Annotated in this window: 21 protein-coding genes; 14 read left to right on the forward strand and 7 right to left on the reverse strand. The window is 51.3% G+C overall.

Features of this window, described 5'->3' with window-relative positions:
• Positions 1-144: 144 nt before the first annotated feature.
• Positions 145-615, reverse strand: a complete 471-nt coding sequence (locus POG22_RS14430) for a transposase (RefSeq protein WP_498906022.1) — start codon at positions 613-615, stop codon at positions 145-147.
• Positions 616-1,447: 832 nt separating this feature from the next.
• Between POG22_RS14430 and POG22_RS14435 the strand changes: the two genes are divergently transcribed.
• From POG22_RS14435 to lysS, 7 genes are all read left to right on the forward strand, one after another.
• Complete coding sequence (locus POG22_RS14435) at positions 1,448-2,476, forward strand: fatty acid desaturase family protein (protein ID WP_498906024.1); 1,029 nt, start codon at positions 1,448-1,450, stop codon at positions 2,474-2,476.
• 145 nt (positions 2,477-2,621) lie between these two features.
• A complete protein-coding gene (locus tag POG22_RS14440; protein ID WP_498906026.1) occupies positions 2,622-3,641 on the forward strand; it encodes a class I SAM-dependent methyltransferase in 1,020 nt (339 codons plus the stop codon).
• A gap of 325 nt (positions 3,642-3,966) precedes the next feature.
• Positions 3,967-5,289 (forward strand): PP2C family protein-serine/threonine phosphatase, encoded by a 1,323-nt coding sequence (locus POG22_RS14445; RefSeq protein WP_498906028.1) that lies wholly within the window; start codon positions 3,967-3,969, stop codon positions 5,287-5,289.
• A gap of 187 nt (positions 5,290-5,476) precedes the next feature.
• Complete coding sequence (amt, locus tag POG22_RS14450) at positions 5,477-7,990, forward strand: ammonium transporter (RefSeq protein WP_498906029.1); 2,514 nt, start codon at positions 5,477-5,479, stop codon at positions 7,988-7,990.
• Between the two features lie 76 nt (positions 7,991-8,066).
• The gene (locus tag POG22_RS14455) at positions 8,067-8,648 is read left to right on the forward strand and encodes a slr1658 family protein (protein WP_498906031.1); all 582 of its coding nucleotides are present in this window, start codon (positions 8,067-8,069) and stop codon (positions 8,646-8,648) included.
• A gap of 99 nt (positions 8,649-8,747) precedes the next feature.
• On the forward strand, positions 8,748-9,092 hold the full coding sequence (locus tag POG22_RS14460) for a slr1659 superfamily regulator (RefSeq protein ID WP_498906045.1): 345 nt from the start codon (positions 8,748-8,750) through the stop codon (positions 9,090-9,092).
• 131 nt (positions 9,093-9,223) lie between these two features.
• Positions 9,224-10,801 carry a lysine--tRNA ligase gene (gene lysS / locus POG22_RS14465; RefSeq protein ID WP_498906032.1) on the forward strand — a complete coding sequence of 526 codons (1,578 nt, stop codon included), beginning with the start codon at positions 9,224-9,226 and terminating at the stop codon, positions 10,799-10,801.
• 411 nt (positions 10,802-11,212) lie between these two features.
• Here the strand turns inward: lysS and POG22_RS14470 are convergent, their stop codons facing one another.
• Positions 11,213-11,527 carry a P-II family nitrogen regulator gene (locus POG22_RS14470; protein WP_017661143.1) on the reverse strand — a complete coding sequence of 105 codons (315 nt, stop codon included), beginning with the start codon at positions 11,525-11,527 and terminating at the stop codon, positions 11,213-11,215.
• A gap of 492 nt (positions 11,528-12,019) precedes the next feature.
• Here POG22_RS14470 and POG22_RS14475 point away from each other — a divergent pair, with 492 nt between their 5' ends.
• From POG22_RS14475 to POG22_RS14490, 4 genes are all read left to right on the forward strand, one after another.
• Positions 12,020-12,265, forward strand: a complete 246-nt coding sequence (locus POG22_RS14475; RefSeq protein WP_017661142.1) for a hypothetical protein — start codon at positions 12,020-12,022, stop codon at positions 12,263-12,265.
• A 1,456-nt stretch (positions 12,266-13,721) separates the two neighbouring features.
• Positions 13,722-14,876: a sodium-dependent bicarbonate transport family permease gene (locus POG22_RS14480; protein ID WP_498906033.1), complete on the forward strand. Its 1,155-nt coding sequence runs from the start codon at positions 13,722-13,724 to the stop codon at positions 14,874-14,876.
• Between the two features lie 257 nt (positions 14,877-15,133).
• Positions 15,134-15,658, forward strand: coding sequence for a phosphate-starvation-inducible PsiE family protein (locus tag POG22_RS14485; protein ID WP_026097661.1), 525 nt, complete (start codon positions 15,134-15,136; stop codon positions 15,656-15,658).
• Positions 15,659-15,809: 151 nt separating this feature from the next.
• Entirely contained in the window at positions 15,810-16,568 is a 759-nt protein-coding gene (locus POG22_RS14490) for a hypothetical protein (protein ID WP_498906035.1), read from the forward strand.
• On the opposite strand, the gene queG is transcribed toward POG22_RS14490, so the two are convergent.
• Positions 16,525-17,523: an epoxyqueuosine reductase gene (gene queG, locus POG22_RS14495; RefSeq protein ID WP_498906036.1), complete on the reverse strand. Its 999-nt coding sequence runs from the start codon at positions 17,521-17,523 to the stop codon at positions 16,525-16,527. The genes POG22_RS14490 and queG overlap by 44 nt on opposite strands.
• 291 nt (positions 17,524-17,814) lie before the next feature.
• Here queG and POG22_RS14500 point away from each other — a divergent pair, with 291 nt between their 5' ends.
• Both POG22_RS14500 and POG22_RS14505 read left to right on the forward strand, forming a co-directional pair.
• Positions 17,815-18,318 carry an orange carotenoid protein N-terminal domain-containing protein gene (locus POG22_RS14500; RefSeq protein ID WP_498906038.1) on the forward strand — a complete coding sequence of 168 codons (504 nt, stop codon included), beginning with the start codon at positions 17,815-17,817 and terminating at the stop codon, positions 18,316-18,318.
• Positions 18,319-18,457: 139 nt separating this feature from the next.
• On the forward strand, positions 18,458-18,877 hold the full coding sequence (locus tag POG22_RS14505; protein ID WP_498906040.1) for a nuclear transport factor 2 family protein: 420 nt from the start codon (positions 18,458-18,460) through the stop codon (positions 18,875-18,877).
• 157 nt (positions 18,878-19,034) lie between these two features.
• On the opposite strand, the gene POG22_RS14510 is transcribed toward POG22_RS14505, so the two are convergent.
• The 4 genes from POG22_RS14510 to def all read right to left on the reverse strand — a co-directional run bounded on the left by POG22_RS14510 (position 19,035) and on the right by def (position 23,419).
• Positions 19,035-19,469, reverse strand: coding sequence for a hypothetical protein (locus tag POG22_RS14510; RefSeq protein ID WP_498906041.1), 435 nt, complete (start codon positions 19,467-19,469; stop codon positions 19,035-19,037).
• Between the two features lie 327 nt (positions 19,470-19,796).
• On the reverse strand, positions 19,797-22,319 hold the full coding sequence (recG, locus tag POG22_RS14515; protein WP_498906042.1) for an ATP-dependent DNA helicase RecG: 2,523 nt from the start codon (positions 22,317-22,319) through the stop codon (positions 19,797-19,799).
• A gap of 293 nt (positions 22,320-22,612) precedes the next feature.
• The gene (locus POG22_RS14520; RefSeq protein ID WP_017661131.1) at positions 22,613-22,813 is read right to left on the reverse strand and encodes a hypothetical protein; all 201 of its coding nucleotides are present in this window, start codon (positions 22,811-22,813) and stop codon (positions 22,613-22,615) included.
• Positions 22,814-22,840: 27 nt separating this feature from the next.
• A complete protein-coding gene (def, locus tag POG22_RS14525; protein WP_498906043.1) occupies positions 22,841-23,419 on the reverse strand; it encodes a peptide deformylase in 579 nt (192 codons plus the stop codon).
• A 237-nt stretch (positions 23,420-23,656) separates the two neighbouring features.
• On the opposite strand from def, the gene POG22_RS14530 reads away from it, so the two are divergent.
• Positions 23,657-25,303 carry a DUF6930 domain-containing protein gene (locus tag POG22_RS14530; RefSeq protein WP_498906044.1) on the forward strand — a complete coding sequence of 549 codons (1,647 nt, stop codon included), beginning with the start codon at positions 23,657-23,659 and terminating at the stop codon, positions 25,301-25,303.
• Positions 25,304-25,753: the final 450 nt, after the last annotated feature.

Below are 25,753 nucleotides of genomic sequence, written 5' to 3' on the forward strand. Positions count from 1 at the left end.
ACATCAGTTTTGGGTGGCAAAATTCCCGATTAGCATTTCCCGTATAAGATCCCCGGCATCTCCAAGATGCCGGGGATCTGGAAATTGAGTGCGCCCAATTCGATGAATTTACATAATTGAGATGCACCCCATTTACCCTACACACTAAGGTCGGAAGAGCCGCATTTTCAATGTGGCATCATTTTTAATTCTCAGAACAAAATACTTATTTTTTTGTTGGAGAAGTTCCTTAACTCGCTCAGAACTAGCAAACCCTCTATCCATTCTGCAGATAGAGTTTTCGGCCGTGGCTTCTATCGTTTTATTGCCATACTGACTGTCATGACCTTGTCCAAAGTGAATGTGAACTCCATCAATAATTTCTCGCTCGTTGCTGGTTTCCGCAAAAAGCTTAACTTGATGATATTTTTTTTGCCATAACAATTTACTTGTTAGGGTAATTACTGTTGAATCTACGGGAAATAAAATTAACTTTTCAGGCCGATCTAGCTTCTGAATAGCTTGAGCTTTAAGTTTTTCAAACAACCGAACAAACACTTTAAAATCTCGATGTTTACTCGCTTTATAAAACGGCTCTTCCGAACTTACTATGCAAGAAATCGCTAAAACCCTCACAGAGTCTAACTTTTCGCTTAAACTTATAAAAAGAGAGCTGAAATTGCGAAATTCCTTTCCAGAGGTCGGCTACAGGCATTTACCCTACATACCAGGGTCGGAAGAGCCTAGAAAACGTTGATTTGTCAATAGATATTCCTCGACATTTTAAGCGAAAGAATAAATCCGTCATGCTTTTAATCCCCCGATCCAGGCTAAACGTTAACCAGGAGGATACAAATGTAAAAGTATCTAAGACTGGATAATCGTTTGTGGGAAGATCTCCGAGATACTGCTTGACAATTTTGGGAAAGTTAGATTCCATCATTGCTGTCATATACTTAAATTTAGTTCTCTCTACAATTATAGATTATTCGAGCAATGTTTGTCTATTTTTACTATCATTCAACGCTTCTGGCTTTAATCCCCTTTTCTCGATCGTAAGAGCCGCTGCTGATGCAGTTTTACTGTCTTTTTTTGTATCAATTTTTTCCAATTCTCAGAATTTTTCCGAAAACTATTAATCTTAGTTATGAAGTGGGTCAGTTAAGTCAAGTCGAAGTTATGATTTGAGGAAGAAAGCTTCTTGCTCATTTTCCACCTCCGGCTTTTGATAACTTTTTCAGCAAACCCTAGATAAACTTTGTGAATTCTCGAAGGACATCCCGATCGAGTCGAGACGCTGAAGAGCGAACCGAGAAAAATAAATATTTTGAAATAAGTATTGACAAATTTATTTTTTTATGTATACGAACTCGACATCCACCAAAACTGTACTATACAAAACCATGATTCTCTCGCATCTGTTCCCTTGGCGATCGAGAGTCGTTCCGGTGTCTAGAGGAGCCGAACTATGACAGCAACAGCGCCCCAACCTACCACCATGCCCGAACTCGAGCGGTCCGTTCGGCAATCGGTTCCGATCGAATACGTCCGCCAGTGGTTGGCGGTGCAGCCGAAACGAGCCTATCGAGATCTCGCTGGGGATTGGCTGATAATTCTGACAGCGTTTGTCCTCGTCGCTGCAATGCCCACGGTTTGGACTTATCTCGTAGCGTTTCTGCTTGTCGGAACCAGTCAGTACAAACTGTTTATCCTCGCCCACGATGCGATTCACGGCGCGTTACATCCCAACCGTCGCGTTAACGATAATTTAGCCCGCTGGTTGGTATACGGGCCGATGTTTATGGCACTCGAAGACGCGCGGCGCAACCATCTTCAGCACCACCGTTACATGGGAACCCCCGACGATCCCGATCGCTACCTACACACCTTCGCCGCCAAAAATTCACCGCTACAGTTTTTGCTGTACTGTTCGGGTTTAGCAACATTTGGAAAAACGGTGTTGAAAGTCACGCCCTTTGGAAAACTCCTCGAGGCGTCGAATCGCGACAGTCAAGCCTCAGAAACTCAAACCCCAGAGACACCCCAGACAGAAGCGTTACTCGGAGACTATTTCCAGCAGCGAATACCGGTGTTGTTGTGGCAACCGCTGTTAATTGCAGCGATCGCCTTGTCGCCGCTTCCAGTGTGGGCGTATTTACTGCTGTGGGTGGCACCGATTTTCTTTCTCGTCTTCGTTCCCGACGAAATTCGCGCCTTTTGCGATCACGCAGTTTTGACTTATCCTGACGATACTTGCGATCTCGAGCGGTTGATTTCGTTTCGTCCGCCGTGGTGGGAAGCACAGATTTTTTCACCCCATCATATGAACTATCACGCCGAACACCATCTCTGGCCGTCGATGCCTCATTACCATTTAGCGAAAGCCCATCGCTTCGTTCGCGATCGCTCTGAAATCACCGTTCGCGGCAGTTATATCGCCTTTTTATGGCGCGTCCTCCGCTTTTTACAGTCACCAGCCTTTTACAGTGAACAGTGAACAGTGAGCAGTGAACAGTGGATCTGGGAACAGCAATCGTAGGGTGCGTGACCTAAAGACAAGAAAAGCATCCGGTCTTACCGGCCAACTCGTCACGCACCGACTCCATAGGGTATTCCTTGTCTCCCCTTCTCCCCCTCTCCTTATGTCCCCTTCCTCGCTTCAACTAAAATTCGTGCGATGTGGCGTTTGCGGTGCAGATAACTGGCATCCTTACGCCTCGGGTAAAGACTACGAGTACGACACCTCGAACGATGTCTTTCGTATGGTGCGTTGTAAGGAGTGCGGGAACGTCTACCTCAACCCTCGCCCTGCTGAAGTAGAATTTTCGCAGATTTACCCGCCCAATTATTATGCGTATAACTACGATACGGCCGTGCATCCGATCGCGCGGCGGGCGAAAGATTGGTTAGATGCAGGAAAAGTCAAATCTTGGATCGCACCGTTTGAAACGAAACGAGCCTTGCGATTTTTGGACGTCGGTTGCGGAAACGGGCGCTATTTAACGATGTTGCATCGCCTCGGATTAGCCAAGCATCAGTTGTTTGGGGTGGAGATGGACGCCACGGCGATCGATCGCCTAAACGCCGAGGGCTATCAGGGATTTTACGGGCGTCTCGAAGATATTGCCGACGAGTTACCAGAAAACTACTTTGACGTTATCGTGTTGTTGCAAGTTCTCGAACACGTGGCGAATCCGGCGGAAACGGTGCGCTGTTTGGGACGGTTGCTGCGCCCCGGAGGACGGCTGATTTTAGAAACGCCGAATACAGAAGGGTTAGATGCAAAGCTGTTTCAAGGGGGCTGTTGGGGCGGCTATCATTTCCCTCGCCATTGGAATTTGTTCGATCGCCGCACGTTAACGCGTTTAGTCACCGATGCGGGATTGACGGTCGATCGATTTAAAGCATTGCCGTCCCACGCCTTTTGGATTTTATCGTATCGCCACTGGCTGGCGCACCACCAACAACGACCGCGCCTGGCATCACTTTTCGATCCGTTACAAAATGTGTCTCTCTTGAGCGTGTTTACGGGATTCGACTGGTTGCGATCGAAAATGGGAGTGTGGACCTCGAACCTGCAATTAATTGCGGTCAAACCGAAAAGCCCGCCCTTATCATCGTCTCCCGAGCGACCGTTTGGCAATTTACAGCATCTGTCTTGAATAGTGCTTAAGCTAGATTTAACTCGCGCTTAACTTTTTGCAAAATAATGTTTACAAAATAGCATGGCGATCGCGTGCTGTAGACCGCACTCGAACGTCAAACAGAAATTAGAAAGAAAGGTGTAACATAAATTTGTGACATTTCTTTCCGCCATCGAGCCGGTTCGATCGTGCAGTCGTAGAACGAGCAAAATGCACAAAATCGAGAAATTTCGGTTGAAAACGGTGCGATCGCGAACTCCGATCGAGCATTTTGTGGAGTTTAGCGTGTCTGACTCTCTCTGCATCTCTCTTCATCTTGAAATCAAGTAACGACGATCGGGTTATGCTAGAATCTCAACCCCTTTCAGAGTTTTACGGTAGTTCTCTAGAAGACTTAAATCTCAATTCGAGGTTAAAAGATTTATCGCTCTACGATTTGCAGATTGAAGTCGATCTTCCTGGCGACGTTCTCGTGGAAACATTTGCGAAAAACCCCCTAATTCCAGGTGCGATTTTAACGGAGTCAAAAAACTTTTTCGGAATGATTTCTCGACGGCGCTTTTTAGAAATTATGAGCCGCCCCTACGGGATCGAATTGTTTTCTCGACGTCCGCTGCGATCGCTCTACACCTTTATCGAAACCGACCTTCTCTACTCGAGCGGAGATACGCCCATTTTCGAGGCAGCGCGTCAGTGCTTGCAGCGATCGCCCGAACTGCTTTACGAGCCGATCGTCGTCGAACTCAGCCCCAAAACCTATCGTTTGCTCGACGTTCACAAACTACTCGTCGCCCAAGCCCGTCTCTATGAAATCGCGACGTTTCTATTACAACAGCGTACCGCAGAACTCGATCGCGCCAATGCCGAAGTCACCGAACTCAACGACCGTCTCAAAGCCGAAAACCTGCGTTTGGGAGCAGAAGTCGATGTCGCTCGAAAACTCCAACAAATGCTACTTCCTAAAGATAGCGAACTCGATGCCGTTCGAGACCTCGACATCTCCGGGTACATGGAACCGGCCGACGAAGTCGGAGGCGACTACTACGACATTCTCCCCCACGATCGCGGACTGAAGATCGGTATCGGCGACGTGACCGGCCACGGCTTAGAAAGTGGCGTCCTCACGATTATGGTACAAACCGCCGTGCGAACCTTGCTGGCAACTCGAGAAGCCGATCCGGTGACATTTCTCAGTACCCTCAACCAAACCATTTTCGATAACGTCCAACGGATGAACTCCGATCGCCACCTGACGCTAGCACTGTTAGATTACTGGAGCGACGGCAACAGCGGCCGACTGCGATTGAGCGGACAACACGAAGAAGTCTTAATTTTAAGAACTGGCGGCGATCTCGAACGAATCGACACCATCGATTTAGGTTTTCCGATCGGACTCGACGAACAGATCGGCGACTTTATCAGTGAAATTACAGTGACGTTAGATCCCGGCGACGCAGCCATTCTTTACACCGACGGAATCACCGAAGCCGAAGATGAGGACGGTAACTTTTACGGACTCGATCGCCTTTGTGAAGTCGCCTGTCGTAACGCTTACAAAAGCGCCCGAGAAATTCGACAAGCGATCGTCACCGACCTCAGACAACATATCGGTCGGCAAAAAGTTTACGATGACATTACCCTGTTGGTTTTAAAACAAAAGCCCTAAAGCAAAAAATTGAAGGCGGGCGATCGGACTTTTTTGGCTCGTCCGTGACGACTGGCACGCTTTATGTAAAAATTTTACCAGAACTTAACCCGAAATTGTGTGTTAAATAACCGTGTTATCTCTAGGTTCGTTTTCATTCTTGGCCTCTACTATCCATTACGTCGGGAGTGAAAGGAGCGGGTATCCGGTGGTAGATATTCTTTGGGTTTTGGTGTGTAGCGGCTTGGTTTTCCTGATGCAGCCCGGCTTTATGTGTTTGGAGTCCGGGCTGACGCGATCGAAAAACAGCATCAACGTCGCCGTCAAAAACTTTGCCGACTTCGGCATCTCCGTCTCTCTCTTTTGGGCGTTCGGCTACGCCCTCATGTTCGGGATATCTCGATTCGGCTGGATCGGAACGAGCGGTTTTTTTTTGACGATCGAATCGACACCGCAACTGGCAGCCTTTTTTCTCTTCCAAGCCATGTTTTGCGGAACCGCTACCACCATTGTCTCGGGCGCCGTGGCCGAGCGCATGAAATTCAGTGCCTATCTCCTCGTCTCCTGTATCACCTCCGGTCTCATTTATCCTATCTTCGGTCATTGGGCGTGGAACTTGAAAGCCGACGGGTTCGCGGGCGGGTGGCTGGGTCAGATCGGCTTTACCGATCTCGCAGGAAGTACCGTCGTACATAGTATCGGCGGCTGGATTTCCCTGGCTGCCCTTCTCGTCATCGGTCCTCGCGTCGGCCGTTTTCTGCCCGACGGAACGCCCCAAAAAATCCAAGGCTCGAACCTACCGCTCTCGGTACTCGGAACGATGCTCCTGTGGCTCGGATGGCTCGGCTTCAACGGGGGAAGCACGCTCGTCCTGAGCGATCGTGTCGCCGCGATCATGGTTCACACCGTCCTAGCCGGTGTCGCCGGTCTCGTCACGGCCCTCATTTACAGTTGGTCGCGTCACGAAGTCCCCGAAGTCGAACTATTACTCAACGGCTCCCTAGCGGGATTGGTCTCCATTACAGCCAACTGCCACGTCGTTACGACCCCGGCCGCCGTCGTCATCGGCATCGGGGGCGGCATCGTTACCCTAGCCGCACGCTCTCTTCTCGAGCGGTTTCGCATCGACGACGCCGTAGATGCCGTTCCCGTTCACCTCGGCGGGGGAATTTGGGGAAGTCTCGCCTTGGGCTTGTTCGGCGACTTGACGCTCATCGACACGGGGTTAACGCGGTGGGAGCAGGTGGCCGTGCAGTTACTGGGAATCGTCGTTGCCGGAATCTGGTCTTTCGGTCTGACGTACCTGTTCTTGCACTTTATCGATCGCCACTTCCCCTTGCGCGTGTCTCCCGAAGACGAACAAATGGGACTCAACGTGTCCGAACATCGCGCCAAAACTGAGATTTACGACCTGTTCAAAGTCATGGACTCCCAGGCGAAAACCCAAGATTTGAGCCTGCGCGTCCCCGTCGAACCCTTTACCGAAGTCGGACAGATCGCGCGGCGGTACAACGAAGTCATGGACGCCCTCGAAGATGCCGTCAACCGCACCAATGCCATCGTCACCACCGCCAGCGACGCCATTTTGACGTTTTGTCCCGACACGTTAACGATTACCAATGCCAACCCCAGTAGCGAAACCATTTTCGGCTACCCTCGCGACGATCTCTTCGGAAAACCCCTGTTGGCGTTGCTATCGGCCGAGAACAGCCGGGAAAATCCCGACAGTCCCTTCGGACAACTGCTCTATGAGGGACGCGCCGAACTCGTCGGCCGTCACGTGGACGGGTTCGAGGTTCCCCTCGAGGCGACGGCCACGAAAGTTCGCGTCGGCCATCACGTGTTTTATACAGGAATTTTTCGAGACATTAGCGAGCGCAAACGGGCTGAAGCCGCCTTAGCTGAGGCGAACCGAGAAATCACGTTGCTCAACGATCGCCTGAAAGCCGAAAACCTCCGCTTGGGGGCCGAAGTCGAAATCACGCGCCGCTTGCAACAGATGCTGTTACCCAAAGAGCGGGAACTGACGCAAATCGTCGGGTTGGACATCGCTGGATACATGGAACCGGCGACGGAAATCGGCGGCGATTACTACGATGTGCTTTGTCGCGACGGACGGGTTAAAATCGGCATCGGTGACGTGACCGGCCACGGTTTAGAAAGTGGTGTGTTGATGTTGATGGTTCAAACGGCAGTTCGCACGTTGTTAGAAAGCGAAGAGACCGATTCGCGACGGTTTCTCGAAACTCTCAACCGCACGATTTACGGAAACATTCAGCGAATGGATTCCGATCGCAACTTGACGCTATCGTTACTCGATTACGACAACGGACGGTTGCGCGTCAGCGGACAACACGAGGAAATCCTCATCGTGCGCGCCAGCGGGGACATCGAACGCATCGATACCATCGATTTGGGATTTCCCATCGGGTTAGAAGCTAGTGTCGCCGAGTTTATCGACGAAACCACGGTCGAACTGAACGCCGGGGATGTGGTGGTGTTGTACACCGACGGGATTACCGAAGCTGAAGACGAAAACGGGAATTTTTACGGCCTCGATCGCCTCTGTGCGATCGTGCGACGCCACCTTCACAAACGGGCTGAGGTGATTCGACAAGCGGTTATCGAAGACCTGCGACGCCATATCGGTCGGCAAAAGGTCTACGATGATATTACATTGTTGGCCATCAAACAGCAGTGCGTTCGCGAAAGCGGTGCGTAGCACTTTCCCCGGTCGCTCCACAGCGCCAGGAAAAGCACGTCGAAAAGCAGTAGAGGGTTCGGGAGTTTTGGAACATATGACGCAAATTTTTGGGGACTACAACGAGGGACAACCCGACAGCCCCGAGTTTCTCATTATCGGTTTTTCTCCGAGTTCGGTTCCCTTAAAACAACGCTGGCGCAACAATGGATTGTCTGCTGATTTTATGGCGGACTATCTCACCACCTTTTTTCTCGGCAGCGAGGACGATCCTGCATCGATGCGCCGACAAGCAGAAATTAAAGGTGCGGTCAGCTTCATTGCTAACGAACTACTCGAAAACGCCATGAAGTTCAGCGACGAAACATCTTCCTATCCCATTAGCATTCAATTACAACTTCATCCCGAACGCTTGATGTTTTTTACGACAAATAGTATCCCCACTCAGAAAGTCAAGGAATTTCAAGGCTATCTCGAAGAACTCGTTTCGTGCGATCCTGAAGAAATGTACGTGCGCCAACTCGAAAAAAACGCCCTAGACGAAACGAGTACCAGTTCTCGTCTGGGATATCTCACGATGATGAGCGATTATATGGCTCGGCTGGGGTGGAAGCTCGAGACGGTTCAGAAAGAGCCGGAAGTGATGACGGTTACGACGATGGTAGAACTACCCGTCTGAAGGACGCGCGACGTAGTACACTGACGCTGGTTTGGCCTCCTTTTCGATACCGTGCGCGAACGGTGTCTCTCCACGATCCCCGAACGTTTACAACCAATGATGGAAATTAAGACAGACGACTATCACATCTGGTACGAGCCGGATACGAACGCCGTATACTGCCAAGGTTCGCTTCGCTTGAGTGGGATGGCAGAGTACGCGCCGATCGCCGAACTGCTCGACGAGGTGGTCGATCGCGAACCGTCGCAAATCGTTCTCGATTTACAAGGGTTGGAATTTCTCAACAGTTCCGGTATCAGTATGTTGTCGAAGTTCGTGATCAAAGTACGCCATAAAAAAACCATTCATACGATCGTGCGCGGGTCGAAAGCGATTCCCTGGCAAGGAAAATCTTTGAAAAACCTACAGCGTTTGATGCCCTCGCTCACGTTAGAGTGGGAATAGGCGATCGCGCGACGGAGATCGAGAAATCCGTTCGATTTGGAAATGTCGCGCTTGAAACCACTCGAACCGTTTGGAAATTTCAAGCGGTGGTGCTAGAATAAAAAGGTTTTGAGCGCAACAGCGATTCGGTTATGTTCTGGGCTGATAAAATTGCCGCCAGCACGCAAGGCGAACAAGTCGTCAACGATTCCAAAACTCCCTCCGGTCGGGTTCACGTGGGATCGTTGCGCGGCGTTATCGTTCACGATGTCATCTACCGCGCCCTCAAACGTGCTGAGAAACCCGTTAAATTTTTATACGGTATCGACGATTACGACGCCCTCGATAGCGTACCGAACTATCTCGATCGCGACAAGTTCGTTCCCTATTTAGGACACCCCCTCTGTAACGTCCCTTCTCCTGGCGAGGGAGCTAGCGATTACGCGAAATATTACAGTTCGGAATTTTTCGAGGTGTTCGATAACCTCGGCGTTCGTCCGCAGATTTACTATTTGCGCGATTTGTACCGCGAGGGAAAACTCAACCCCTACATCGATCGCTTCTTACAAAACGCTCACCTCGTCCGAGAAGCGTACAAACAAGTCAGCAACGCCGATCGCGCCGAAGACTGGTATCCGTTCCAAGTTATCTGCCAACACTGCGGTAAAATCGCCACCACCGTCGTCTCCGACTATAACGGAAAAGAGGTGTTCTACACTTGCAAACCCGACGCGATGAGTTATGTCGAAGGATGCGGCGGTTCGGGTTGGGTGTCTCCCTTCGATGGAAACGGAAAACTCCCCTGGAAAGTCGAGTGGGTGGCGAAATGGGATCTCCTCGGCGTCACCATCGAACTGGCGGGGAAAGACCACTCGCAAAAAGGCGGTTCGCGAGATGTGGCCAACGCCATTTACCGTAAAGTGTACGGAAAGAAACCGCCGTTCCACTCTCCTTATGAGTTTATCCTCGTCGGCGGGACTAAAATGAGTTCCTCGAAAGGGGTCGGAGCCAGTGCGAAAGAAATTTCCGAACTGCTTCCACCGGAATTGTTGCGCTTTTTGATGTTGAGAACGCAGCCGAAAACGGCGATTAACTTCTCGCCGAATTACGAAACCATTACGCGGCTGTTTCGGGATTACGACACGGCGATCGAGAAATACGAAAAACTTCTCGCTAGCGAAGAGAATCCCCAGTTAAGTAAAGACTTATTGGCTCTCTACTATTCCCAAGTCGGCGATGCAATCCGCACCTATCAACCTTTCGATTTCAGTACGCTGATTTCTCTGCTGCAAGTTCCGCACCTCGACATCAAAGCGGAAGTGGAAAAACGCAGCGAGAAGCCCCTCGATCGAACCGATTGGGAAGTCGTCAACGAGCGAATTCGCGTCGCGCAAAAATGGCTCGACGACTACGCCGATCCTGATGAAAAACTGGTGTTGTATTTCGATGAAATTCCCGAATCGACGGGAGATCTCGAAATCGAACAACGTCAGTATTTAAGTCAGTTAGCGGACAACTTAGAAAATCTCGAGAATTGGGAAGGGGAAACGTTACAGACGGAGATTTTCTCCACCTCGAAAGCCTTGGGATTGGCACCGAAGAAAGCCTTTCCAGCGGTGTATCGTTCCTTCCTCGGGAAAGAACGGGGGCCGAAAGCTGGAAACTTGTTGTCCTATCTCGAAAAGTCGTTCGTCGTGAAACGTCTTCGAGATGTGGCGATCGCCGCTTAAGTTGGGTTTTGAACAAAAATAGCGACGCCCAAACCCCCACCTGAGTCGCGTGAGGTGGGGGTCAAGGAGTGTGGTACGATGGAACCGGCTTAATGGGTACGGGCAAAAGAGGGAACAGAGATTCCGAGGACTCTGGAGGCACGATTCATTAAGTGAGGTTAATTCCCTGTCAGTCCAACGAGTCGGTTAATACACGTCAGACTCCAGGCAGAAGTTTTTCTAAAGCCCTATAGCGGAAACGACTTGGGGGTGTGGCTGGGCAAAAGTTCCCAGTACACCGCGAGAATGCCGCCTGTCGCCAGGGCTAACGCCTTGTAATAAGACACCCACACCTCGCGCAAGCAGGTGGGGGAGCATTCACAAGAGGAACCCGGTTCGTGCGAACGACCGGGTTTTTTCTGAGGGTTTGAGTCAGAACTTGTGCGCGTGGAGTACCTCCGCGTTACAGATATAGGTGATTCCCGAGTAATCTTCAAAAAACTGCGCTGCGACCTCATCCGAAATCTTCAGGGCTATATCCCGATTGGCGGTAAGCACCTCGATCTTTATATTCGAGTAGCTGTCGCCAACGGAAGGTTGCCCCGACGAGCGCACGTTGCGACTGCCTTTTCCGCCAGCGGCCACCACCGTATAACCGGTAGCCCCGGCTGCGTCGACGATCTTGGCGATCTTTTTCAGCAGCAACTTTTCCGTAACGATGACGAGCTTGCTGGCTTGCTGGGTCATGTGGGTTACCTCTTAATGTGTTCTGTTGCGATCGTTCAAGACAAGACTCTATGGTTTTGCCTCGAACCATAACTTAAAATGTATGCTTTTAAGTTTATGCCAAAGATCGACGAATCCACTACCCTCTATTGACTCAGATTAGCGGAAGCATTTTATAAAAAACACTTATCCTTGTTTTGTCGTTATCTCTGCGCCAGTTATCAAAAGCTAAGCTTATCAATCAGTTCAGATAATTTTGATGATGGACTGGGGTAGAGCATGGCAGCCGTAGCAAATCTAAGTATATACTTAAGAATATCGTTTAAGGTACAAGCATAGATTTCTATCTATGGATGCCGGTCTTCTGTGCGAGAGCGATGTCAGGTTTGAGCGTTCCCGTCTCTCTCCTTGAGGCACTCTCCATTCATAGGTGAATTTCTGATAGGTGTTTCCGGTGCAGCAGGCAAGTGTCCGCCACCGCTACACACATTCGATCGCCATAGAGCATAGACCATGAACAAGTTTGACTCAACTAAACTGCGAACCAAATTTGACAACACCAGCGAAGGTTGGATCGTGCAAGTCTATGGGCGCGATCGCCGCTTGCTCTGCGTACTCGAGTCGTCTCACGCCTGGACTTTTTTATTGGGCTGTGGGTTCGGTCTCCTACTGGCGGTAGGGTGGTATAACCTCGCTAGTTCCAGTCCCTCCACGACTTACGAGCCAGCAACAACTCCCCCCGAAATGTGGATCGATTAGCTCGGCCATTGCTAGACAACTCGTATCCACGCAACTCCTGTTCACGATTTAGCCGGTTTCAAACCGTTCTCTGTCAGCTCACCCCTAGCTGAAGCGTGAGGGTCTTCACCTCCTCGCTTCTGATGGGGATTTTACTCTGACATCGGCATCCCTTGTTGTTGATAGCGGGATTGATACTCCATCCTTTCCCGATAAGCTAGGTTTCAAGAAGGCTTCACCATATCCCCCCTTAGCCCCCTATCCCCCCTTCGCCCACCTTTGAAAGGGAGGTTGGGGGGATAGAGGGGCTTGTCTGACTGGGGCAAACCAGTGTTTTAACGCTGAGCGAAGTCGAAGCGTTGAGATTCGGATTCCGTATGATACCAAGCCGAGTTTTCACGCCCCGGCTTAGGTTTGGGATTCCCTTGGGACTTACGTAGTTTGACCGAAATTACCCTAAATGGAGAGGTCGGTGGGTATTGCTCACTCTACAAACGGTGTAGATGCGTAACGCCTGAACGTATAGAGAACATTCTGCGATCGCAATTTACATTGACCAGAGATATACGGGTTTTCTGATAATAAAAGAAAAACTTATGATTTGAATTTGACATTACTTAGCAGATCCATGTGGAGCGATCGCAAATTTGTGCAGATTTTAAGATAAACTTAAGCACATAGACTTAAGTACATAAATATTTGAGTCTTCATAGAGCTAGATCTATAGAAGATGCTGCGGGACAGCGACATCTTCCAGCCCCATTCTGAGAGCAGGCATCTCTGAACACTCTATCGACAGGTATTCGTATGACACCTGTGTTCTAGGGATGAAGCGCTTCATCCCTACTGTCTTCAACTGTTTAAAGCTCACTTATCACAATCATCACTCCTTGTTAAAGGAGGCGGAAGGAGGTATTCATGGCAAATTTATCTCGCATAACTCGTCGGAACTTTCTGTACGTTGCCAGTGCTTCAGCAACCGGCTCTATCTACATCTCTGTTCGGCCGTGTTTCCCACAGTCTGAATCTGGTTTGTGGCTTTGGGGCTGAGTACGATGGCGTTTGAGTTGACTTATGCCAACATCATCAACCGGGCTAATCTGGGCGATCGGTCGATGTATTCCCCAAACGCGCACCATTTTCCGTTGCGGAAGCGCGATGAATAACCGCTCTCCACCTGAGTAGGTACCCGAAAACGCTTTCCCAGATGCATCCCTCGGATTTTACGAACCAATTGCTGGTCAATCATGGCTGAAACACGCCATTGCCAATGAATCAGCACTGATTAGGGCGATCGTTTGCGCTCGCTGGAGCGAAACCCGATCTTCTAGCACACGACACACCGGGATGCAGATGCATTCTTAGTAGCGGGTTGACTCGCCGCTCACCCGGATGCATAGAGCCAGCCACCCAGGATTCGAGGCCACCCTTGCCTACCGTCCTGACCCTCAAGATCTGATTACGGAGGAATTACACAGTGGATTTTTTGTCCGATTTCTTGACGCGCTTCGTGGATAAGTTGCAGTCTCCGACACTCGGCTTTCTGATTGGTGGTATGGTCGTTGCCGCCGTCAATAGCCGACTGCAAATTCCAGACGCGATCTATAAGTTCATCGTCTTCATGCTGCTCATCAAAGTTGGACTGAGCGGCGGCATTGCGATCCGCAACGCCAATCTCGCAGAGATGCTTTTACCTGCGGTGTTCGCTGCGGTAATCGGAATCCTGATCGTGTTCATCGCGCGAAACACGTTGGCCAGGCTGCCGAAAGTCAAAACTGTGGATGCCATTGCGACCGGGGGCTTGTTCGGTGCCGTGAGTGGTTCTACCCTCGCCGCTGGTCTGACAATGTTGGAATCCGAAGGTATGCCATACGAGGCATGGGCTGCCGCACTCTATCCCTTTATGGACATCCCGGCACTCGTGACTGCGATCGTCTTGGCCAGCATCTATGTGAGCAAGCAAAAGTCTCTCAGCAAGCAAGAGTCTCTCAGCAAACAGGAGTCTCTCAGCAAGCAGGAGTCTTTCAGCAAGCAGCCGGTTGCTGTAGGTGGGTATTCCAGCGAGCAGGGGTATCCCAGTAGCAGGCAGGAGTATCTCAGTCAGCAGAGCGGTATCGCAGACAAGCGGGTCGAGATATGGCCTATCGTGAAGGACAGCCTCCAAGGATCTGCCCTGTCAGCACTGCTGCTCGGTCTCGCGCTCGGTATACTAACCCAGCCGGAAAGTGTCTATGAGAGCTTCTTCAATCCCCTCTTCCGCGGCCTGCTTTCGATCTTGATGCTGGTCATGGGTATGGAGGCATGGGCAAGGATCGGCGAGCTACGCAAGGTAGCCCAGTGGTACGCCGTATATGCTGTGGTGGCACCGCTGCTGCATGGACTCATTGGCTTTGGTCTCGGCATGGTCGCCCACGTCACCACGGGATTCAGTCCTGGCGGCGTCGTGATCCTGTCCGTCATCGCCGCCTCCAGTTCAGACATCTCAGGGCCGCCCACGTTACGCGCCGGTATTCCCAAGGCCAATCCCTCCGCCTACATCGGCTCGTCTACAGCCGTCGGCACGCCGATCGCGCTTGCCGTGGGAATACCACTCTTCATCGGACTCGCCCAGACTCTGATGGGAGGCGGCTGATCCCCAGATGGGTCGCGGTCTGCTGGAGCTTCCCTAGTCCGGCAGACCAACGCGGCAGCCAGGTCTGCATCGTCTCCATTCAACAGCCGCATAGATTGTCTCGGCCGTGATATTCACAGGTTTACGCCAAATCGCTTAGAACTCTCTTTGTTTAACGTTACGGGGGGCTGCTCGAACTTCCTCGGCAATTTATTGCCAAAGATACAGAATCTAGGCCGCTTCACCCCCCCCTTTTTTGCCCTTTACTTTTGTTGACTATGGAACCCTCATCAGCAGCCTCTTCTAATCGCTGGCGCAATTGGTTTAATGGAGCCTACATCGTCCGTTTTCTGGAAATGGTGCAGGACTTAATTGTGATTTCGTTGTGCATTGGCCTGTTTAGCTTCATGGTGATGCAATTGCGAGAGATGTTTCTGTCGCTATTGCCCCCTTTAGACTTTCCTCGGGTCACTGCCGATATTTTGTTTTTGCTAATTCTGGTGGAATTGTTTCGATTACTGATTATTTATTTAAAGGAGCATCGAGTTTCGATTGGGGTCGCAGTAGAGGTTTCGATCGTGTCGGTGCTGCGGGAAATCATTGTCCGAGGCATTTTGGAAACGCCGTGGGTGCAGGTCATGGCGGCCTGCTCTTTTCTCATCGTGCTGGGAGGTTTATTAGTCGTCCGCGCTTGGATTCCGCCTACCTTTGATGGTGTTGACCCAGAGCAGCAGATATCCCGCCGTCATCGAATACGTTTGGCTCAAGCATTGGCTGAAAGGGACAGTAAACTGGATGCTTAACCGTTTCAACCTTGAATTAGGCCGGTAATGATGCTGCCTGCATTCATTAAAAAAATCTGGGTTGGCGATCCCGAAATTTTCGATGAGAACTTTGCAGGATGCCATAATTGTATCCAAAAGGTGAAGTTTTTGAGATGGTTCGGGTCAAAGTATGAGTTGGTTACTGAGTTCTATTCTCGATCGAACCCCGCTGTTGCGTACGGGCGCGTTACTGGCTGCAACTGCCACACCGCTTGCGATCGCCACGACTCCCGCTTCGGCTGTCTCCTTATCGATCGGCGGGGGATCGCTGAACTTTCAAGCCCGATCGGGAGACTTCAATATTCAGGGTGGAACCGTTACGGGTAACACCATCACCCTGTTTCAAGATGTTACGGGAACCGATCTCGACTTGGTGTTACAGATTGACGGCTTAACGAGTTTGACTTCTTTTGATGTCGTCGATGAATTTGGAATGCCCGCTGGATCTGTGTCTGGCTTTTGGTTCGAGTCGGTGTTAACCAATCGCAGCGATCGCACCTGGGAATTTTTCGATCACGAACTTCAGTCGAACTTGGGAACCCCTAGCTCTCATGGAGACGGTCTCGCGTTCGGACTGCCGAGTGGGAAATCTATTCCCTCTTATTCTGACTTTACGCCAACCTCCGATCGCTTTTCTGATATTCAAACGATCCGCAACGGAAAAGACGCGATCGCATTTTCCAACGGACTCGTCGATCCGGGCGAAACGGTGACGTTCCGCTATTTTATTGCTGACTCGACCCCCGCCTCGCCGGTTTTTCTGCGTCAGTTTTCCCAAGTTTCCTCGCTTCCCCCCGATCCGGTAGACGTTCCCGAACCCCATCTGCTTCTCGGATTGTTCGCAATTACGACCCTCGAAACGCTGCGGCGTCGCGATCGTCATCGCTGAGACGAGAACGATCGCGATCGCGTTCTCTGTTTTGTAAGTTCGCCTCGGCATTGCGTCGCCACATCCAGGGTTTGATGCGACGTAAGGCGGAGGCGCGAAATCGGCGATCCCAATCGTCTTCTGATAGCGTCGCGAGTTCGGACAAACTCGGGGCGCGGTTTTCGGGATAGGGCTGAAATTCCTCTACGTCGGTTTCTCGGGAAAATCGCTGGTTCCAGGGACAAACTTCTTGGCAAATATCGCATCCAGCCACCCAACCCTGGAGGTTTTTCGCAATGTCGGTAGGGAGGGTGTCGCTGCGGTTTTCGATGGTGTGGTAGGCGATGCAGCGGTTGGCATCGACGACGAACGGACGCACGATCGCCTCGGTGGGACAAGCTTGCAAACAGCGAGTGCAGGTTCCGCAATGTTCGGTATGGGGGCGATCGCACTCTAAGTCTAGGGTGGTGAGAATTTCCCCGAGAAACACCCAAGAGCCGTACTGACGGGTGATTACGTTGCCGTTTTTGGCAATCCAGCCCAACCCCGCTTGTTGCGCCCAAGCTTTATCCTGAACTGGCCCGGTGTCGGCGTAGTATTTGGCGCGAATCCCTTCCCCTTGGCGTTGCAACCACAGCGTAAAGGCTTTGAGTTTTTTGTCGAGAACCCGGTGGTAATCCCGTCCCCAGGCGTAGCGGGAAATTTTGGCGCGATCGCCCTCTTGGGGCTGTTCGTCCGGCGTGTAGTAGTTCAACGCCACGGAAATCACGGATTTTACGTCGGGGAAACAGGCTTTGATGTCCTGGCGTTTGGGATTTTTCATCCAGTCCATATCCGCGTGATATCCCTGCGCCAACCAGTTTTGTAAATGTCGGACGTTCTCGGGAGGCGATTCGGCAGCGGCGATCCCCACCAGATGAAATCCTAAGTCGTAGGCTTTCTGTTTGATGCGATCGCTGTTGAGGTCTGAGTTCATGGCGGCTGTGTCAGTGCAGAGGAACGAGACTATCTCTATTCTGGCGGGCGATCGCAACTCCCTAATTTCATTATTCGAGACCTCGAAGCTTTAAAAATTGCCAAAAATCTAGAATATTGCGCTTATTCTCTTGTAATCTCGAATTTTCAACGGTTTACAACTGTTGGGTGTAACGCTTTTTAGGCAAACTCATTATGATTCCAAATTTAATTGATTTGTAAATCTTATTTGCTTTTTGTTAAGAAAGTTTGCAAGATCGAAGTAGCCGCTTGACAAAGGTAGAGTAAAACCATGGCCTACGCCACGACTACTAACCCCGCACTCTCTGTTGTCGATTCTGCTGCACTCGTTCCCGAAGTGGCAGCTCGCTTCAGCCGCTTGTCCGTAGACGACCAACTCGCGCTTCTGTGGTTCGTCTACACCGAAATGGGCAAAGCCATCACTCCCGCTGCACCCGGTGCGGCACGTCTCCACCTCGCAGAAGGTATCCTCGAGCAAATCAAAGCAATGGAACCTGGCGAGCAGCTCCAAGTCATGCGCGACTTAGCCGCTAAGCGCAACAGTGCGACGAGCCGCGCCTACGGTGCTTTGAGCGTCAACACCAAACTGGCGTTCTGGTATCGCCTCGCCCAGTGGATGGATGAAGGAACCGTTATCGGTATGCCCCGAGGCTATCGCTTGTCCCGTCCGGCTCAAGAAATTCTCAACGTCCTCGTGACGAAAGCAGATTTCAGCCAACAAATTTCGATTCTCCGTAAAGCAGTTATCGACATGGGAATCGATCCCCTGTCGTAATCGCTCGCACGACTGCTTGTTTATCAGTTTGTATTGACGTTTCCTTACAGTTTCGATCGGGGTGAAGGAACTTCTTCGAGGTTTGTTCCTTCGTCCCGTTTTTTTTGAATGTCGGACTTGCTATAGGAGGATGAGTTTCATGCTCGAGAAAACGACGCTCGACTCAACGACGATCGCCATTGAAGCAATCGACGAACCCGTTGTCTGTCGCTACTTTGCAACCCTCAACACGGGAGACTTCGAGAACACGGCGCAACTGTTCGCCGAAACCGGTGCGTTACATCCACCATTTGAAGAGGCGGTGGTCGGACCCGATGCGATCGCGCTCTATCTGGAAACAGAAGCCGAAGGTATCGCCTGTTTTCCCAAACGGGGGAAAATCGAACCTCTCGACGACGGAACGCGCCTGGTAAAAGTCTCTGGAAAAGTCAAAATGCCGCTGTTCGGTGTCAACGTCGGTTGGACGTTCCACCTCGACGACGCCTCGCAAGTGTTGAGCGTGAAAATTAAGCTGGTGGCGTCGCCGCAGGAACTTCTCAATCTCAAACAGTTTGCGTGACATCCCGACAGTTGGCGGTGCGTGATGATTTTTCCGTCTCAGTGGGCGGTGTACATTGGCGGTGCGTGACGATTTATTGGTCTAAGGATTTACACCCTATTTTCCAAGTCACGCACCCTACGTCGATCTCGTTTGGCGTTAATTTTGCCAAATACGATTACGCTGCCATCGATCGGGCGAACATTCGCTCCATCATGCCGCGACCGAGTTCTACGTCGCTGGGGGCGGGTTGCCAGTCGGGGTGAGCCGTCATCAGCAGGCTTTCGAGGGTTTCGCGATCGAATAAGTGCCAAACTGGGGCGTCGTTGACGGTATCGGCGATCGCGTAACAGTTCGGTGCGACACAGTGAATCGTACATCCGTCGATAACCCGGCAAATTTCCATGCGATCGCCCGGTTCCAAACCGCGAAATTTCCAAATCGCCTGTTTGAACTCCTCAAAACTGGAAATCGACAGACCCGGAACCATCGTACAAACCCTCTCGTCTCCGTTGACCCACAGCCAATAGCGGCGGGCGGGATCGATGCCGCGCAGCCAAGGTTGGGGATCGTCGAGGTGGTAACGGGGAGCGAGCGGGAATAATGGTTCCATGGCTGACTCAATGTGATTTACGCTACAGGCTTTAATTTGTCAAGACTACACCCCATCCGTCAATTCAACTTCGTAAATCTTAGTAATTACGTTTGCTTATTTAAACTTAAGTTAAGTAATGTAAAGCTAAAATCGCCGTTTTTGGCGAATTTCCATATCTGAAAACCGCCTTGAAACGCCCAAATAATACTAAAAACCCTTTATTATCTCATAAAAACAGCGTTTCATTATAATTGTGTATAGACACAAAGAAATGTTAAGTAACGTAATAGAGCGTCAGTCTTCCAAAAACCCCTCTGTGTCCTCTGTGTCTCTGTGGTGAATTTCCTAAGTCAAAATCGATCCCCCCAACAACTGCTCGAACCGCTTCTCTAGCTCCCGTTTCATGCGAGGATAGCGATCGACTGTGGGATCTTTGGCGATGACCCGTTCGGCGGCGTCTCGGGCGAGAATCAACACCTCGCGATCGTCGACTAAACTGGCCAGAGCAAAATCAGGAAGTCCAGACTGACGAGTTCCCAACACCTCACCGGGTCCCCGTAGCTGCATATCCATTTCCGCGATAAAAAAGCCATCCTGCGACTGCGCCATCACTTCCAACCGCTGCTTGGCGTCGGCGGAAGCTTTCGAGTGAGTCATCAAAATACAAAAGGAGCGATCGCCCCCGCGTCCGACTCGTCCCCGCAACTGGTGTAACTGAGATAACCCAAAGCGTTCGGCATTTTCGATTAACATCACCGTGGCGTTGGGAACGTCCACCCCCACCTCAACCACCGTCGTCGAAACGAGAATTTGCGTTGCATTGGTGCGAAATTGTTCGATCGCCGCTTCCTTTTGCGACGAGGTCATGCGACCGTGAAGCAAGCCGATCTCGTAGTGAGGAAAGACCTGCTGTAATCGTTCGTATTCCTCCGTCGCTGATTTAATATCGAGTTTTTCCGACTCTTCAATTAACGGTAAAACCGTATAACATTGACGACCTCCCGCCACTTCTCGACGAATCAAATCGTAAGCTTCTTGACGTTGCTTTCCCGATAAAACCGTCGTTTGAATTGGTTTTCGTCCGGGGGGTAACTCGTCAATTTGACTCACATCTAAATCTCCATGTAGCGTTAACGCCAACGTTCGAGGAATCGGCGTCGCCGTCATCGATAGCACGTGACAAATACCGTTTGCGCCTTTTTGCTGCAATTTCGCTCGCTGGTGAACCCCGAAGCGGTGCTGTTCGTCAATAACGACCAAACCCAACTGATGGAATTTGACCGGGTCTTGAATTAACGCGTGAGTTCCCACGAGAACCGGAAGTTCTCCCGTTTGTAATTGAGCGTGAATCTCGCGACGTTTGCTGGTTTTAGTCGAACCCGTCAGCAGTTCCACCGGAATTTGCAGCAAGTTCAACCAACCGACGAGTTTTTTATAGTGTTGTTCGGCTAACACTTCCGTCGGTGCCATCAACGCCGCTTGATAGCCCGATTGGATGGCGGCCAGAATGGCGACGACGGCGACGACGGTTTTACCTGCCCCCACATCTCCTTGTACCAGGCGGTTCATGGGGGTGGTTTTCGACAAATCACCGAGGATTTCTCGTACGACTCGCTGTTGTGCGCCCGTGAGTTGAAACGGCAGAATAGAGTAAAAGCGATCGACCAACTGTCCCTGTCCGGTGAGGGCGGCGGAGGCGGGACGACTGGCGATTTCGCCGCTTTGTTTGAGTTCGTGACGGCGGCGCAACAGCCCCAGTTGCAAGTAAAAGAATTCGTCGAAGACCAAACGACGACGGGCGCGATCGAGACTGTCGCTATCGTCGGGAAAATGAATCTGTTCGATCGCCGTGGGTAACTCTACCAAATCGTATTTTTGGCGCAGTTTCACCGGAAGCGGTTCGAGAACCTGTTTCGCCGCCGGAAGAACCGCCAACACCGCCCGACGCATCATATCCGCCGTGACGCCGTCCGTGAGGGGATAGACGGGGAGAACGCGACCGACAGTTATCGATTCGATGCGACCTTCGGCGTTGCTGAGAACTTCTAAATCTGGGTTGTCGAGGGTGACGCCGTATTTGTTCTTTTTCACCAATCCCGACGCCGCCACAGTCGCCCCACGGGGATACTGCGATCGCTGGGCGTATTGCCATCGCGAGGAAGTGTAACGGTGTCCGGCGTAGAACCGGGTAATTTTGACTTGTCCGGTGGGATCTTTGAGGACGAGTTGGAAAATCGTCAGTTTTTTGTTTTTGGGACTCGAGAAGAACCGACAGCTTTTCACGTCGCCGATGATGGTGACGGTTTCGCCGGGTTCTAGGTCGCAGATACTGACTTGACGGGCGTAGTCGATGCGATCGCGTGGGAAGTAATAGAGTAATTCCAACACCCGGTAGAGTCCCAATCGGGCGAGGCGATCGCCGTTGCGCCGTCCGATCGCTTTAACCTCCGTCAGAGGCTGAGTTAAATGAAGCGGTTCGGGGTTGGTGTAGCGGGGGGTGGTTTGTTGAGCTAACGTTTGAATCGGGGCGGTGGGTGGCGCTTTAACGCGGGTTGGGCGAGTCTCTTGCTGCTGCGATCGCACCTTCTCGAACACCCGCTGCATTTGCAGCAAAAAGCGGCGGGACTCTGCCACCAAATGCTGCCGTTGAGATGGCGTAAAGTTGGTATAACCCGCGAAGCGATCGCCGAGTTCCTGCCAGCGGCGGCGATCGTCTTCAGGAAGTTCCGTCGGAGGCTGACTGAAACTGAGTTTGAGAAATTCGTGAAACCGATACTCGCGCCCCATCAAGTTCGGAAACCCACGTTCGGCTTCCACACTGAGGGCTTTATACAAGCGTTCCCAATCTGGGGCGTTCGTCGTCGGCATGGCGGATTCAGTGAAAAGGGAAGAGGGAACGGGGAACGGGGAACGGGGAACGGGGAACGGGGAACAATCGTAGGGTATGTGACGCGGCCGGAAAATCTTGTCCAAAGCCACTCAATGGACGGTTACCGCATCACGCACCTTTGGAGCGTGAACAGTGAACCGCGAAGCAGTGTTTCAGTCACCAGTCACCAGTCACCAGTGGGGACAGTTAACAGGTAACAGTTTCTTCCTTGTCCCCTTGTCCCCTTGTCCCTTGTCTCCCCTCATCATCCCATCATCTCATCATCTCGTCATCACTGATTCGCTTTGGCATCGCGGACGGCGGCGAAGAAGAAAAAGCCCCCCAGGGGAACGCTCAGAGCTAAGATGGCGCTGGTGAACGCGACGCCGTATTGTGGAGTTCCCGAGGAGAGTTCGAAGATCGATCCGACGGCCGCGATCGCGGCAACGCAGGAACAGGCAAGAAAAAAACCGGCTTTTGGGGTGGTTCCCATCGTCTTGAGGCGCTCCTTGTCGATTGTTTACCGTGCTTTTTTAATCCGTCGGACAGTTTTGTAGGAAAAACCGTGTTTGGCTAACTCTTGGGTGAGTTCGATTTCGTTTTCCACGCGATCGACGAACATAATCCCTTCGAGGTGATCCATTTCGTGTTGGATGGCGCGGGCGGCCAGTCCCGTAAAAGCTCGAGTTTGGGGACGTCCCCGTTCGTCTTTGTAGATAACTTCGATCGCGGCGGGACGCTTGACATCGAGATAGACGCCGGGAATGCTCAAACACCCTTCTTGTCCTAGGGCGATATCGCGGCTGAACCGCTTAATTTTGGGGTTGATTAAAATCAGAGGCGGTGTCGTCGGGTCGTCGAGGTTACAATCGACCACGAGCATTTGTTTGGCCATCCCGACTTGTGGCGCAGCCAGCCCGATACCATCAGAGCTGTACATACTTTGTAGCATTTCTCTAGCTAACTGGCGCACCTTATCGTCCACGCGGGATACGCGCTTGCAGTTTTGACGCAACACGCGATCGCCGAGATAGTGGATCGTCAGAGGCGGGCGTTCGAGTTTGGTCTTTTCGACGAGAATCGGGGCGGTGCTTGGCATAAGGTCTGCAACTCTTTGTCAACAGCAGCTTTCATTACAAATGATAACGTTTGTTCGCCTTGGCAGGGGAGTGGAAATCCGGCGATCGCGTCTGTCGGTCTGTCAGTTCTGCTGGTTCCCAGTGGTACAGTGGAATAGTTACCCCGGTTAAGAACGCCGCTTCAAAGATCGGGAGGTCGCTCTCGAAAAGCGCTCCCGCAAGACGTTCGACTGATAGCTTCTAAACGTATTACGATCGTGCTGACTCAATCTACTCGTCGCCGTTTGCAAAAATTAGAACAAATTCCTTGTGTTTGGGAAGGAGACCGACGCTCGTTGAGCGTTGCCTCGGATGCAGACAGTGCAGAGCAGACCGGTGAATGCGTGCTTTGGGTCGATGGGTCTCAAGGCTTCGTTCGGGCGATGGATATGGTCACGTCCGATGTCGGTTTCGAGGCGATCGTGCGAACGCTGATTCGGGCGATGGAACATCCCCACAATCCCGCCGAACCCGCCCGACCTCAAAAAATTGTCGTCAAAGATCGGGAGTTGTTGTTTTTTTTGCGGGGTGTTTTGCAAGGGTTGGACATAGCGCTCGATTATGCCCCCGATTTACCGCTGATCGACGAAATTTTTCAGGGGTTGCAAAGTACGGTAAAAGCCCGTCCGCCCCATTTACCGCCCCAATACGAAACGCCTCTTAACGACATCGCCCATGCGTTGTGGGACAACGCCCCCTGGGACTATTTGGGCGACCATCAAATTATCGCCGTCAGCCTCGATCGCTGGGGCATCGAAACCTTTTACGTCTCCGTGTTGGGGATGTTGGGACTCGACTACGGCATTTTGATGTATCGATCGCTCGAGTCGTTGAAGAAGTTTCGCGCCTCGGTATTACAAAACGACTCCATCGAACAGCTCGAGAACGCCTTTCTCAACCAAGACTGTCTGTTTTTAACCTATGACAGCCTCGAAGAATTCGACTCGGACGACTTCGACCTCTACGATTTACCCTGGCCTGAAATCGACTCCCAGTTTGGCAACCTACATCCGCTAGAAGGACTGCGATCGTTTTTATACGAGGAAGAAGCCGTTCCCGTATTGGTGGCGTTAACCGCTCTCGATCGCTTTTTCTCGAAACATCACTACAAACTCGACGACGATCGGTTTCCCAAAATCGAATCGACCTACAAAATCTCGATTCCCCCCGAAATTGGAGTTCCCGAAAAGTCCGTCAGCGTTACCGTCGCGACCATGCCAGAACTGGCCAGCGAACTGTTTGAAATGGCGTCGGACACCGACAACGACGACAGTTTTGCGCTCGAGGATTTACCCGAAGGGCTAGATCCGACGATGTTCGCAGGTTTGCCTTTGTTGCGAGAAGATTTGATTCCCGACGGATCGCTGTTAACCCTCGGTAGTATCTCCGAAAACACGATCGAGATTCTGCGGATGACCGCTCAGTATTATACGCGCGACGAAGACGCTCCCCAAGAGATGTCAGGGCTTCCGGTGGTCATCGTTCAAACCACGCGCCCGAAAGTGAAAGACACTGCCGCTCGTATTGAAGAAGCCGGTGGAATCCGAGCGATGTGTTTCAATCCGGGGGAAAATCCCGCCAGTGGGGAACAGTTCGATCTCGGAATTTTACAACTGGGAAACGGACAGCTATATTTGTTTGGCGAGTACAGCCACGACAACCCTCACTATCAAGAAGTTCGCAAGAAATGGGAGAAGAACAGCCGTCGCAATCAAGGGTATTGTGGTTTGATTTTAGCGATGGGGGCAACGGGTTCTCATCGCGGCAATCCCCAACTGCGAGATATGATGGCGTTTTACGAAATTCCCGCGATCGATCCTGACGATTTAGGACTCGGCCCGTTACAAATGATTCCCATGTTTTAAAGGGATTTTCTCTCTCGCGCGTTGTTTCGATCGACCTTGGCAATCTTGACGATACCAGGGTTGAGGGCGATCGCATACCTTATACGGAATCCGAATTTCAACGCTTCGACTCCGCTCGGACTCAAACACTGGTTTTGTCCAACCTGACAAGCCCCTCTATCCCCCCAACCCCCCTTTCAAAGGAGGGCTAAGGGGGAATGTGGTGAAGACTGCTTAAAACCTAGCTTATCGGAAAAGGATGGAGTATTAGCCAACTCTCAATAGTACGGGCAACGAGGAGAGGTATTGAGAGTTTTTGGGACTCATACGGAATCCAGTTGTCAAAGCTCTGAGAGGGTGACAAGGTAGACGGAAGCCAGACGGGACAATTGTTTGAGAGAATAGAGGAGTCCCAAAAAAGAGGGTGGCGTTTGCGGCCACCCCAACAAAAAAATGCTACCGACATTCTAC

It is taken from the genome of Geitlerinema sp. CS-897, assembly GCF_028368005.1.
Classification (GTDB): domain Bacteria; phylum Cyanobacteriota; class Cyanobacteriia; order Cyanobacteriales; family Geitlerinemataceae; genus Baaleninema; species Baaleninema simplex.

Coding starts and splice junctions, on each gene's coding strand:
- POG22_RS14510 (WP_498906041.1), bottom strand. CDS start 19,469: ATGGAACCATTATTCCCGCTCGCTCCCCGTTACCACCTCGACGATCCC.
- def (WP_498906043.1), bottom strand. CDS start 23,419: ATGCCAAGCACCGCCCCGATTCTCGTCGAAAAGACCAAACTCGAACGC.
- POG22_RS14475 (WP_017661142.1), top strand. CDS start 12,020: ATGAACAAGTTTGACTCAACTAAACTGCGAACCAAATTTGACAACACC.
- POG22_RS14500 (WP_498906038.1), top strand. CDS start 17,815: ATGGCCTACGCCACGACTACTAACCCCGCACTCTCTGTTGTCGATTCT.
- POG22_RS14460 (WP_498906045.1), top strand. CDS start 8,748: ATGGAAATTAAGACAGACGACTATCACATCTGGTACGAGCCGGATACG.
- POG22_RS14505 (WP_498906040.1), top strand. CDS start 18,458: ATGCTCGAGAAAACGACGCTCGACTCAACGACGATCGCCATTGAAGCA.
- POG22_RS14470 (WP_017661143.1), bottom strand. CDS start 11,527: ATGACCCAGCAAGCCAGCAAGCTCGTCATCGTTACGGAAAAGTTGCTG.
- POG22_RS14490 (WP_498906035.1), top strand. CDS start 15,810: ATGAGTTGGTTACTGAGTTCTATTCTCGATCGAACCCCGCTGTTGCGT.
- lysS (WP_498906032.1), top strand. CDS start 9,224: ATGTTCTGGGCTGATAAAATTGCCGCCAGCACGCAAGGCGAACAAGTC.
- POG22_RS14485 (WP_026097661.1), top strand. CDS start 15,134: ATGGAACCCTCATCAGCAGCCTCTTCTAATCGCTGGCGCAATTGGTTT.
- queG (WP_498906036.1), bottom strand. CDS start 17,523: ATGAACTCAGACCTCAACAGCGATCGCATCAAACAGAAAGCCTACGAC.
- POG22_RS14435 (WP_498906024.1), top strand. CDS start 1,448: ATGACAGCAACAGCGCCCCAACCTACCACCATGCCCGAACTCGAGCGG.
- recG (WP_498906042.1), bottom strand. CDS start 22,319: ATGCCGACGACGAACGCCCCAGATTGGGAACGCTTGTATAAAGCCCTC.
- POG22_RS14455 (WP_498906031.1), top strand. CDS start 8,067: ATGACGCAAATTTTTGGGGACTACAACGAGGGACAACCCGACAGCCCC.
- POG22_RS14445 (WP_498906028.1), top strand. CDS start 3,967: ATGCTAGAATCTCAACCCCTTTCAGAGTTTTACGGTAGTTCTCTAGAA.
- POG22_RS14520 (WP_017661131.1), bottom strand. CDS start 22,813: ATGGGAACCACCCCAAAAGCCGGTTTTTTTCTTGCCTGTTCCTGCGTT.
- POG22_RS14440 (WP_498906026.1), top strand. CDS start 2,622: ATGTCCCCTTCCTCGCTTCAACTAAAATTCGTGCGATGTGGCGTTTGC.